Source organism: Mycobacterium sp., from assembly GCF_044223235.1.
Taxonomy (GTDB): domain Bacteria; phylum Actinomycetota; class Actinomycetes; order Mycobacteriales; family Mycobacteriaceae; genus Mycobacterium.
On sequence record NZ_JBGAME010000001.1, the window covers coordinates 103228 to 115341 of the forward strand.

Annotated in this window: 8 protein-coding genes; 6 read left to right on the plus strand and 2 right to left on the minus strand. The window is 68.8% G+C overall.

What is annotated here, in order from left to right; translation table 11 throughout:
* Positions 1-61: 61 nt before the first annotated feature.
* Positions 62-3580, minus strand: coding sequence for a carboxylic acid reductase (gene car / locus ADBZ6K_RS00500; protein WP_526343872.1), 3519 nt, complete (start codon positions 3578-3580; stop codon positions 62-64).
* Positions 3581-3782: 202 nt separating this feature from the next.
* Between car and ADBZ6K_RS00505 the strand changes: the two genes are divergently transcribed.
* Entirely contained in the window at positions 3783-4448 is a 666-nt protein-coding gene (locus tag ADBZ6K_RS00505; RefSeq protein ID WP_526343873.1) for a hypothetical protein, read from the plus strand.
* A 150-nt stretch (positions 4449-4598) separates the two neighbouring features.
* Here the strand turns inward: ADBZ6K_RS00505 and gabT are convergent, their stop codons facing one another.
* The gene (gene gabT, locus ADBZ6K_RS00510) at positions 4599-5939 is read right to left on the minus strand and encodes a 4-aminobutyrate--2-oxoglutarate transaminase (protein ID WP_526343874.1); all 1341 of its coding nucleotides are present in this window, start codon (positions 5937-5939) and stop codon (positions 4599-4601) included.
* A 365-nt stretch (positions 5940-6304) separates the two neighbouring features.
* Between gabT and yajC the strand changes: the two genes are divergently transcribed.
* The 5 genes from yajC to ADBZ6K_RS00535 all read left to right on the plus strand — a co-directional run bounded on the left by yajC (position 6305) and on the right by ADBZ6K_RS00535 (position 12091).
* Positions 6305-6682: a preprotein translocase subunit YajC gene (yajC, locus tag ADBZ6K_RS00515; RefSeq protein ID WP_526343875.1), complete on the plus strand. Its 378-nt coding sequence runs from the start codon at positions 6305-6307 to the stop codon at positions 6680-6682.
* A gap of 70 nt (positions 6683-6752) precedes the next feature.
* Entirely contained in the window at positions 6753-8549 is a 1797-nt protein-coding gene (gene secD, locus ADBZ6K_RS00520) for a protein translocase subunit SecD (RefSeq protein WP_526343876.1), read from the plus strand.
* A 2-nt stretch (positions 8550-8551) separates the two neighbouring features.
* Positions 8552-9898 carry a protein translocase subunit SecF gene (secF, locus tag ADBZ6K_RS00525; RefSeq protein WP_526343877.1) on the plus strand — a complete coding sequence of 449 codons (1347 nt, stop codon included), beginning with the start codon at positions 8552-8554 and terminating at the stop codon, positions 9896-9898.
* A gap of 7 nt (positions 9899-9905) precedes the next feature.
* Positions 9906-11561 carry an ABC transporter substrate-binding protein gene (locus tag ADBZ6K_RS00530; protein ID WP_526343878.1) on the plus strand — a complete coding sequence of 552 codons (1656 nt, stop codon included), beginning with the start codon at positions 9906-9908 and terminating at the stop codon, positions 11559-11561.
* The gene (locus tag ADBZ6K_RS00535; protein WP_526343879.1) at positions 11516-12091 is read left to right on the plus strand and encodes an adenine phosphoribosyltransferase; all 576 of its coding nucleotides are present in this window, start codon (positions 11516-11518) and stop codon (positions 12089-12091) included. The genes ADBZ6K_RS00530 and ADBZ6K_RS00535 overlap by 46 nt, the downstream gene beginning before the upstream one ends.
* Positions 12092-12114 lie beyond the last annotated feature (23 nt).

Genomic DNA, 12114 nt, shown 5'->3' on the forward strand with positions numbered 1-12114 from the left:
GAATGTGAAGCCACGGCCAGATTCCGGGCGGAACCTCGCCGTGGCTTCACACCCGCGATGACTACAGCAGCCCGAGCTGCTGCAGGTCGGTGACGTACTTGACGATCACCGGCGTGGCGAGGTGCGGGATGTCGGGGTTCTCGGAATCGGGCCCGATCTTGGCCTCCTGCACCGCCGCCCGGAACCGCTCCGTCGGCGCCATCGATCCGCGCAGCGGACGCTGCGGGTGCCGGTAGTTGTGCAGCAGCGGCAGCAAGGAGGCCTGCCGCTGCCTGTCGGGCAGCGCCCGCAGCGCCGTCTCGAACCGCGCCAGCCAGTCGCCGTAGTCCTCGATCCGCTCGATCGGGTACCCGGCCGCGTTCAGCCAGTCCACGAACTCGTCGAGCCCGATGCCGTCGTCGTGCGGGTTCATCACGTGGTAGGTCTCGAACCCGGCCACGACCCGTGCGCCCAACTCGGAGATCGCCTCGGCGATGAACTCCACGGGCAGCCCGTCGTAGTGGGCGCGCTGGCGCATGCCGTCCGCGTCGAACTCGTAGAACGAAGCCGGAGCGATCCCGGTGGCGACCAGGCTCAGCATCAGCCGGGTGAACATGTCCGGCACGTTGAGCTGCCCGGAGTAGCCGGTGTCGGCCATGATCATGTCGCAGCGGAACACCGAGACCGGCAGTCCGCACAGATCGTGGGCCTCGCGCAGCAGCACCTCGCCGGCCCACTTGCTGTTCCCGTACCCGTTGGCGTAACTGTCGTCGATACGCCGGGTTGGGCTGATCAGCCGGATATCCGCGTCCTCGGTGAACCGGGACGGTTCGATCCCGGCGCCCACCCCGATCGTCGACACGTAGACGAACGGCTTGAGCTTGGTGGTCAGCGCGATGCGGATGAGCTCCGCGGTGCCAAGAGCATTGGGGCCGAACAGCTGGCTGTAGGGCAGGACATGGTTGACGAGGGCGGCCGGGTCGACGATCAGGTCGACGGTGTCGGCGAGACGCTGCCAGTCCTGTTGGTCCAGACCGAGATTCGGCTCGCCCTTGTCGCCGGCGAGGACCTCCAGATGCGCGGCGGCCAGCTCACGGTAGTGCCGCAGCAGCGCGGGGTCGCCGCTGTCGAAGGTGACGTCAAGGCGGCGGCGCGCATCCTCGTCGGACTTGGCCCGCACCAGGCAGATGACCTTGCCGCCGACCAGTTCCATCCGCTCGAGCCACTCGAGCGCCAGATACCGGCCCAGGAATCCGGTCGCCCCGGTCAGCAGCACCGTCCGCACCTCGGCGGCAGGCCCCGGCAGCGACGGTGCGGCGGCCAGCGTCGCCGCGTCGATGAACGTGTCGAGGGTGAGGTCGGCGGCATGTACCTCGGTGGCGTCCCGGCCGTGCACGGTGGCGAACGTCGGGCGGGTGGCACCCGGTGCCCGCTGGCCCTCGATATAGCCGACCAGCGCCGCGAGGTCGCTGGCCGGGCTGACGATCACGCCGACCGGCACGTCGACGCCGAAGATCTCGTGCAGCAGGTTGGCGAAGGTCAACGCCGACAACGAGTCCCCGCCCAGATCCGTGAAGTGCGCGTCGGGATGCAAGTCGGCGGCGGTGGCCCCGAGCAGCGCGCCCGCCGCACGGGTGACCGCCTCGAGCGCCGGCAGGCCGGCGCCGTCGCGCCGCAGCGCACTCAGCTCGTCGGCCTGGGCATCGGCCAGCTCCGTGTAGAGCCGCTCGAGCCGATCGCCGTAGTGCTCCTTGAGCTTGGGCCTTGCCAGCTTGCGGATCCCGGTCAGGAGTCCGTTCTCCAGTGTGAACGGCGTCGGCTCGACGATGAAATCCCTTGGTATCTCGTAAGACTGAAGGCCGGCCGCGACCGCCCGCTCCTGCAGGGATGCCGCGATCGGTGCCTTGAGCCCGGCGGGATCGTGACGCGAGAGGGCGTCCTCGGTCGGTACGACGACGGCCAGCAGATAGGCGCGGGCGCTGTTGCCGTACAGGTAGATCTGGCGCACCAGCGGGCTGTCCCCGAAGGCGGCCTCCAGTGTGGACACCGTGACGAACTCACCCTGCGACAGCTTGACTACGTTGTTGCGCCGGTCGAGGTACTCCAGCCGATCCGGGCCGACCTCGGCGACGATGTCGCCCGTGCGGTAGTACCCGTCGGCGTCGAACATCTCCGCGGTCACCTCCGGCCGCCGGTAGTAGCCGGGAAACAGGTGCTCGGTCTTGACGACCAGCTCACCGCGGGGATGAGGCCGGTCGGTATGGAAATAGCCGAGATCGGGGACGTCGATCAGCTTGTAGTCGATCACCGGTGGGCGCCGCACCTGGCCGTCGACATACACCGCGCCGGCCTCGGTTGACCCGTAGGCCTCCAGCAGGTGCATGTCGAGGTAGGTCTCCACCCACGCCTTCATCTCGGGTGAGATCGGCGCGGATCCCGTCAGGGCGGTGACGAACCGCCCGCCCAGCAGGTCGCGGCGCTGCTCGGTGAACACCTCGTCTTCCACCGCGGTCCGGTCGGATCCCGGGGTGAGACGCCGGTCGACCTCGCTCTGGAACTCCTGAAAGAGCATGTCCCAGATGCGCGGAACGAAGTTCAGCTGGGTGGGCCGGGTCAGCGCGAGGTCTTCCAGGAAGGTGGACAGATCGCTGCGCGCGGCGAAATAGGCGGTGCCGCCCGAGGCCAGCGAGCCGTACAGGATGCCACGGCCCATGACGTGGCTCATCGGCATGAAGCTCAACACGATCGACGGCAGCACATTCCGTTCGGCGGTCCATGCCGCCCGCGCGCTGGCGCGCCACATGTTGGCGACGTTGCCTGCCGGGTACATCGCCCCCTTCGGCGTGCCCGTGCTCCCGGACGTGTAGATCAGCAGCGTCAACGGATTCTCCTCGGCCGGTGCCGCGGGTGCGAACCCGGCGCCGGCTGCCCGCGCGATCGTGTCCGCGAGGGTTTCCACCGCGACGTCGTCGCCCAGCCGCTCCCGTGCCGTCCGTAGCGCGTCGCGGTGGTCATCGACTTCCGGTCGGAAGTCGAACACCACCAACTTGGCGGGCCGGTGTCCGGTCAGAATCAATTCGACTGCGTCGGAAAGGAAGTCGATACTCGACGCAATCAGCGTTGGTTCCGTCTCGGCCAGGATCGGCCGGAGCTGGGCGACCGGAGCGCTGGTCTGCAGTGGCACCGAGACCGCGCCGAGCACGATCAGCGCGATGTCCACCACGGTGTAGTCGATGCTGGTGAATCCGAGGATCGCGACTCGGTCGCCGGGGTGTACCGGGTCCTCGCGCAAGCCGCCGCCGACCGCGGTGATCCGGTCCCACAGCTCGGCGTAGGTGATGGTGTCGAACGCGGGCAGCAGCTCGGCCGACGTGCGGCCGGTGGCCAGATCCTGGGCGAAACGCGCCGCGCGCTGACCAACGGCGGGCCGGTCGGCGTAGCTCGTCATCACGGTGCGCACGATCTCGGCCAGACTCAGTCCGGGCTCATCGAGCGCGGCGGCGACGGTGTCGTCGGGCCTGGCCGCGGCGAACTGGCGGTCGGTGGCATACAGATCTGCGATGCGGCGGTCGAGCCGCTCTTCACGGGTATTGGTGGACATCGTCGGAACCTTCGCAATCACTGGGAATCGATTGAAGTCGAGACGCCCGAAGCAGCGTCTGAAGAAAACTACGTTAGTAAAACTAACATTATTCCGCGCGAACGCGTTTGGCTGCCGCTGTGACCAGCGTCTCCCTGTCCGGACGGCATGCGTTAGGCCCGTACCGCGACTGGGTACCCCGGATCCGAAAGAGGAGGCAGTGATGAATGACGTCGACGCCGGGACCGGGGTGCGCGGTGGCCGGATGCGGATTCCCCGCAGCAGGGGAGCGGCCAGCGGTTTCCTGATCATCGTCCTGGGACTGTGGGGTGCGCTGATCCCGTTCGTCGGTCCCTACGCGGACTTCGCCTATTCGCCCGATACGCCGTGGGTGTGGACGGACGCGCGCGGCTGGCTGGAAGTGCTGCCCGGCGCGGTCGCGGTGCTCGGCGGCTTGCTACTGCTGAGGTCTCGCAACCGGGCGACGGCGATGCTCGGCTCGTGGCTCGCGGTGGCCGCCGGTGCCTGGTTCATCGTGGGTCGCGCGTTCGCGTCGATGCTCGTCATGGGCGAGATCGGCGTGCCGGTCGCGGCCACTCCGGCTAAGACGGTGGTGCTGGAACTGACCTACTTCTCCGGGCTCGGCGCGCTCATCGTGTTCCTGGGCGCAGCAGCGCTGGGCCGGCTGTCGGTCCGGACCGCCCGCGACGTGGCCTATGCCCAGCGACCAGTGGATGTCGCGCCGGCACCGACGACTTATCCCGTCGCCCGGCCGACCGCGGAGCCGATGCCCGACCAACGCACCGAGGTCATCCCCACCGCCCAGAGCAGGCACCGTCGCAGCTGGCGTGACATGTTCCGCGGCGGCGACCGGTTCGCCCACCGCTGACGCACCCCGCCCGTTCCGCGCCGAGATCGACATATTGCAGGCCCACTCTCGGGTTTTGTCTGCAGAACGTGGATCTCGCGTCGCGGCATGCGGCCTTGCCGGACCGGGGAAGTACGTGGGCTACGAGGAAGTACGTGGGCTATACCTGGGCTATAGGTCGGCCAGGATGAGCGCCAGCACGTCGAGGGCGTCGATGAGCAGGTCGTCGCTGATCGACAGCGGCGGTAGGAAGCGCAGCACGTTCCCGTAGGTCCCGCAGGTGAGGACGATGACGCCTGCGGTGTGGGCGGCCGTCGCCAGCTTCTTGGTCAGCTCGGCGTCGGGTTCGGTCGTGCCGGGTTTGACCAGCTCCATCGCGATCATCGCGCCGCGGCCGCGGACGTCGCCGATACGCTCGTCCTCGGCCTGCATGCGGCCCAGCCGGTCCTTCATCAGCGCCTCGATCTCGCGGGCGCGCTCGACAAGGCCCTCGGATTCGATGGTCGCGATGGTGGCGAGCGCGGCCGCGCAGGCGACGGGGTTGCCGCCGTAGGTGCCGCCGAGGCCGCTGACGTGCGGGGCGTCCATGATCTCGGCGCGCCCGGTCACCGCCGACAGCGGCAGACCGTCGGCGATGCCCTTGGCCGTGACGATCAGATCGGGATCCACCCCCTCGTGCTCGCAGGCGAACATCGCGCCCGTGCGGGCGAAGCCGGTCTGGACCTCGTCGGCGATGAAAACCACACCGTTCTTGCGGCTCCAGTCCAGCAATGCGGGCAAGAACCCGTCGGCGGGCACGATGAACCCGCCCTCACCCTGGATAGGCTCGACGATGATCGCGGCGAGGTTCTCCGCGCCGACCTGCTTGTCGATCACGTTCAGCGCCCGCCGGGCCGCGAGCTCGCCGTCGGTCGCCATCTCCTTGCCGAACTCGGCGTCGTGGAACGGGTAGGACAGGGGCGCCCGGTAGATCTCCGGGGCGAACGGGCCGAACCCGTGCTTGTAGGGCATGACCTTCGCGGTGAGCGCCATCGTCAGGTTGGTGCGGCCGTGGTAGGCGTGGTCGAAGGCGACCACCGCGGACTTGTGGGTGTAGGAACGGGCGATCTTCACCGCGTTCTCGACCGCTTCCGAACCGGAGTTGAACAGTGCGGAGCGTTTCTCGCCTACGACGGGGGTGAGCCGGTTGAGCGCTTCGCACACCGCCACGTACTCCTCATACGGCGTGACCATGAAACACGTGTGGGTGAAGTCGGCGACCTGCGCGCGCACCGCGTCGACCACCTTCGGCGCGGCGTTGCCGATGGTGGTGACGGCGATGCCCGACCCGAGGTCGATCAGCCGGTTCCCGTCGACGTCCTCGACGATGCCACCGCCCGCGCGGGCCGCGTACACCGGCATCGTGGTGCCAACGCCCCGGGCTACGGCGGTGGCCTTGCGGTCGATCAGGGCCTGTGATTTCGGGCCCGGGATGGGAGTGGCGAGGTAGCGGCTCTGCTCGAGGATGGGCACATCGACTCCTGCAATGGATGGCAGCGCGGGCTTCGGGCTGCTTCCAGAGCGTAGTCGCCGCGGTATACGAACCGGCTGTGAACGACCGCGTCGAGCGGCCATCGCCATGGATTGCGTGCCCGATCGGGGCGAACCCGACGGTATCGGTGGCGGCCCTTCGGCCGAGGCTTCATTGGCGGCCGAAGCGGCCCCGAAGCGACACCGAAGCGGCACCGCGGCGGCACCGGGGCGGGCACGCCCCGATCGACGGGGGACTCGGCTCTGCGCTGCCGCAATGGCACACTAGTCAACTATGAGGCGCCGCGACCCTGCGCGGTCGGCGCGTGCCGTGACCACAAGTCCCGATACGAAAGACAGTTGCTGACATGGATCTGGTCATCTTCCTGCCCCTGCTCATCATCATGGGCGCGTTCATGTTCTTCGCGTCGCGGCGGCAGAAGAAAGCGATGCAAGCCACCATCGACCTGCAAAACTCACTGAGGGTCGGTGACCGGGTGCACACCACCTCGGGTCTGCAGGGCACCATCAAGGGAATCACAGACGACAATGTCGACCTCGAAATCGCCCCCGGTGTGGTGACCACCTGGATGAAGCTGGCGGTGCGCGACCGCATCGAGCCGGGCACCGACCTGGACAGTGCTGGCTACGAGGACAGCCTCGACAGCATCGCGGAGCCGCCGCCGAGCGCCACCGAGGTGATCGAGGACACGTCGGATCCCAACCGGTTGAAGAAAGACTGGTAGCTGCGAACTCAGCGTGACCACGTACCCTTTGCGGTGCTGACGAACTGATCTTCGAGGAGACCCTACAAACGTGGCATCGACTTCGACGCCGGTGCACCCTGCGCGCTACCTGACGCTCTTCCTGGTGCTTCTCATCGGCGTCTATCTCTTGGTGTTCCTCACCGGGAACAAGCGACCGGAAGCCAAGCTGGGAATCGACCTGCAGGGCGGCACCCGGGTCACGCTGACCGCCCGCACCCCCGACGGGACGCCGCCGACGCGCGAAGCGCTCGACCAGGCTCAGCAGATCATCAGCGCGCGCGTCGACGGGCTCGGCGTCTCGGGTTCCGAGGTCGTCATCGACGGTGACAACCTGGTCATCACGGTGCCGGGCAACGACGGCAGCGAGGCCCGCAACCTCGGCCAGACCGCGCGGCTTTACATCCGCCCCGTCTCATATGCGATGCCGGCCAGGCAGCCCGGCGGTGAGCAGCCGCCCGCCGGCGCGCCGCAGGGCCAGCCGGGGGCGCCGGGCGTCCCCGGTGCGCCTGCGGCCCCGCCGGGGCAGGCCCCCGCGCAGCAGGCCCCGGCCGGGCAAGCCCCGCAGGCGCCGCCCACCGGACAGCAGCCGGCGCCGCAGCCGCGTCCGTATCCACAGCAGCCGCCGCCGAGTCCGTCACCGGCGCCCGCGCCGAGTCCGTCACCGGCGCCTGGCCAGCCCGGTCAGCCCGGCCCCCCGGGACAGGCGCCGCCGGGAGCGCCGAACCCGCGTGCGGATCTGGCGCAGCGCATCGCCCAGGAGAAGCAGATCCGGCAGAGCACCGACCAGTCGGTGCAGGTGATCGCGCTTCAGTACCAGGCCACCCGCTGCGGCGACGAGGACGTGCTGGCGGGCAACGACGACCCGACGCTGCCACTGATCACCTGCTCCACCGACGGCGAGACGGTGTACCTGCTGGCACCGTCGATCATCAGCGGTGAGCAGATCCAGAACGCCACGTCCGGACTCGACCAGCAGCGCGGCGAGTATGTCGTCGACCTGCAGTTCAAGGGTGACGCCGCGACCACGTGGGCCGACTTCACCGCGGCCAACGTCGGCACGCAGACCGCCTTCACGCTGGATTCGCGGGTGGTCAGCGCCCCCACGATCCAGGAGGCGATCCCGGGCGGGCGCACCCAGATCACCGGGCAGTTCACTGCCGATTCGTCCCGCGAGCTGGCCAACGTCCTCAAGTACGGTTCGCTGCCGCTGTCCTTCGAGTCGTCGGAAGCCGAGACGGTGTCGGCCACGCTGGGCCTGACGTCGCTGCGGGCGGGGCTGATCGCGGGCGCCATCGGGCTCGCCGCGGTGCTGCTGTACTCGCTGCTCTACTACCGGGTGCTGGGGCTGCTCACGGCGCTGTCGCTGGTCGCATCCGGCGCGATGGTGTACGGCATCCTGGTGCTGCTGGGCCGCTACATCAACTACACCCTCGACCTCGCAGGCATCGCCGGTCTGATCATCGGTATCGGTATGACGGCCGACTCCTTCGTGGTGTTCTTCGAACGCATCAAGGACGAGATCAGGGAGGGCCGCTCGTTCCGCTCGGCGGTACCGCGAGGTTGGGCCCGCGCCCGCAAGACCATCGTGTCGGGTAACGCGGTGACGTTCCTCGCGGCGGTGGTGCTCTACTTCCTGGCGGTCGGTCAGGTCAAGGGCTTCGCCTTCACGCTGGGCCTGACCACCATCCTCGACGTCGTCGTCGTGTTCCTGGTGACCTGGCCACTGGTGTACCTGGCGTCCAAGTCGACGGTGCTGGCCAAGCCGGTATACAACGGCCTCGGCGCCGTGCAGCAGATCGCGCGTGAACGACGGGCCGCGTCCCACGCGGCGGCGGGACGGGAATAGGCATGGCCGACCGGCACGACAAGACGGACACGACCGACACCGACGTCACAGTCACCGACGACACTGTCAACGACAGTGTCACCGACGAGGTCACGACCGACGAACGCAGCGGTGCCGTCGAGGCCCCGAGCATCGAGTCCACGTCCTCGGCCCTGCCGCAGCACGGATTCTTCGTCCGGCTCTACACCGGTACGGGCGCCTTCGAGGTCATCGGCAAACGCAAGCTGTGGTTCCTCATCAGCGGCGCCATCGTCGCCGTGGCGATCGCGGCGATCGCGTTTCGGCTTCTCACCGGCGGGCTGAACCTGGGCATCGACTTCGAGGGTGGCACCAAGGTGTCGCTGCCCGCCCAGGGCGCACACGGCGCGATCGAGACCAACGGGGTCGAAGACGTCTTCAGCAGGACGTTAGGTAGATCCCCCGAGTCGGTTGTGGTGGTCGGCAGCGGTGACTCCGCCACGGTGCAGGTCCGCTCCGAGACCCTGACCAACGCCCAGACCGAACAGTTGCGCACCGCGCTGTACGAGGCCTTCCAGCCCCACTCGGCCGATGGCCAGTCAAGCCCGCAGACGATCAGCGATTCGGCGGTGTCGTCGACCTGGGGCGGGCAGATCACCCAGAAGGCGCTCATCGCGCTCGCGGTGTTCCTGGTCCTGGCGGCCATCTACATCACCATCCGCTACGAGCGGTATATGGCAATGTCGGCCATGGCCACGATGTTCTTCGACATCATCGTCACCGCAGGCGTGTACGCCCTTGTCGGTTTCGAGATCACCCCGGCCACTGTCATCGGCCTGCTGACCATTCTGGGTTTCTCGCTGTACGACACAGTGATCGTGTTCGACAAGGTGGAGGAGAACACCCAGGGCTTCGAACACACCACCCGGCGCACCTTCGCCGAACAGGCCAATCTGGCGGTCAACCAGACGTTCATGCGATCGATCAACACCAGCCTGATCTCGGTGCTGCCGATCATCTCGCTGATGGTCGTCGCGGTCTGGCTGCTGGGAGTCGGCACCCTGATGGACCTCGCCCTGGTCCAGCTGGTCGGTGTCATCGTGGGCACCTACTCGTCGATCTTCTTCGCCACCCCGCTGCTGGTGTCGTTGCGGGAGCGCACGGAACTGGTCCGCACCCACACCCGCCGGGTGCTCAACCGCCGCAAGGCCGCCGCCGCCAAGGTGACCGACGGTCCCAGCGGGGAGGTCGTCGCCGACCGGGAGGCGGTGGCCGTGGTGGCCGCCAAGCCCGCACCAGAGAAGCCGGCGCCGGGCGCCAGACCCTCGCGGCCGACGGGCGGCACCAGGACCGGACGTCCGTCGGGTAAACGAAGCACCCGGCGGCGGTAGTCGCGGAATGGCTGCCCCGACACGGCGTGCCGCCGTCGCGGCGGCGGTGCTGGCGCTGGCCGCACCCGTCGGTGTGTCGGCGTGTTCGAGTCCCACCGCCGAGGAGGTCGCCTATGCCGTCGACGGTTCGCTGATCAGCTACAACACCAACACCGTCGCCGGCGCCGCATCGGGTGGGCCGCAGGCGTTCGCCAGGACACTGATCGGCTTCACCTATCACGGGCCCGACGGCCAGACGGTCGGCGACCACGACTTCGGCACGATCTCGCTGGTCGGCAGGGCGCCGCTGGTGCTCGACTATCAGATCAGCGACGCCGCGGTGTACTCCGACGGCAAGCCCATCACCTGCGACGACATGGTGCTGGCCTGGGCGTCGCAGTCGGGCAGGTTCCCCGGATTCGACGCCGCCAGCCGGGCCGGATACGCCGACGTCGCCACGGTGGACTGCGCGCCGGGCCAGAAGCGCGCGCGGGTGTCATTCGCTCAGGACCGTTCCTTCGTCGACTACGGGCAGCTGTTCACGGCGACGGCGCTGATGCCGTCCCACGTCATCGCCGACGAACTCGGCCTCGGCGACGGCGGCGTCACGAACGCGGTGAAGGACAACGACGGGCCGACCCTGCAGCGCATCGCCGACGCCTGGAACACCACCTGGGATCTGCGCCCCGACCTCGACCTCAAGCGGTTTCCGTCGTCCGGCCCGTACAAACTGGCGTCGGTGACGCCCGACGGCGCCGTCGTGCTGGCCGCCAACGACCGGTGGTGGGGTGCCAGGCCGGTGACCAACCGGGTCACCGTCTGGCCGCGTCGCGCCGATATGCAGGAACGGGTGAACCGGGGCGACTTCGACGTCGTCGACATCGCCGCGGGTTCGTCGGGCATCCTCAACCTGCCCGACGACTACGTCCGCACCGACTCGCCGTCGGCGGGTATCGAGCAGCTCATCTTCGGCCCCACCGGTCCGTGGGCGGCGACACCTGCCCGCCGGGCGCTGGCCCTGTGCACCCCGCGCGACGTCATCGCGCGCAACGCCGAGGTGCCGGTCGCCAACTCGCGGCTCAACCCCGCGACCGACGACGCATTCACCGGCGCGGAGGGGGCCGCCGAGGCCGGGCAGTTCGCCGCAGCCAACCCCGACGCGGCCAGGGATGCGATCGAGAACCGGCCGCTGACCGTGCGCATCGGCTACCAGAGCCCCAACGCCCGCCTCGCGGCCACCGTCGGGGCGATCGCCAAGGCGTGTGCGCCTGCGGGAATCACCGTCCAGGACTCCGCGACCGACACCATCGGCCCGCTCTCGTTGCGCAACAACGAGATCGACGTGCTGCTCGCCAGCACCGGCGGAGCCACGGGTGCCGGGTCGAGCGGGTCGTCGGCGGTCGATGCCTACGCCCTGCACAGCGGCAACGGCAACAACCTGCCCGGTTACGAGAACGAGCGGGTGGACGGCGTCATCGGCGCCCTGGCGGTGACCTCGGATCCCAAGGAGCTGGCCCGCCTGCTCGGGGAGGGTGCGCCGATCCTGTGGGCGGACATGCCGACCCTGCCGCTGTACCGTCAGCAGCGAACCCTGCTCACATCGAACAAGATGTATGCCGTGAGCAGCAATCCGACTCGATGGGGCGCGGGGTGGAACATGGACCGTTGGATGTTGGCGCAGTGACCGGCGGCCAGGACGTCGCGGCGCTGATCGCGTCGATGACCCGTGAGGTGCCGGACTTTCCCGAACCCGGCGTCCGGTTCAAGGACCTGACCCCACTGCTCGCCGACGCCCGCGGCCTGGCCGCGGTTACGGATGCGCTGGCCGAGATCGCGGCGGGCGCCGATCTGATCGCCGGCATCGACGCCCGCGGATTCCTGCTCGGCGCGGCTGTGGCGACCAAGCTGGGCACCGGCATCCTCGCGGTGCGCAAGGGCGGCAAGCTGCCGCCGCCGGTGCGCGCCGAGTCCTACCAGCTCGAATACGGCAGGGCGACGCTGGAGATCCCCGCAGAGGGCATCGACATCGACGGCCGGACGATCGTCATCATCGACGACGTGCTTGCCACCGGTGGGACGGTGTCTGCCACCCGCAGACTGCTGACGAGCGGGGGAGCGACGGTGTCGGGGGCCGCCGTGGTCCTCGAACTCACCGCGCTGGGGGGCCGCGAGGCCATCCAGCCGCTACCGGTCCACAGCCTGCGCACAGTGTGAGGGATATCCTCGAACTCTGGGAC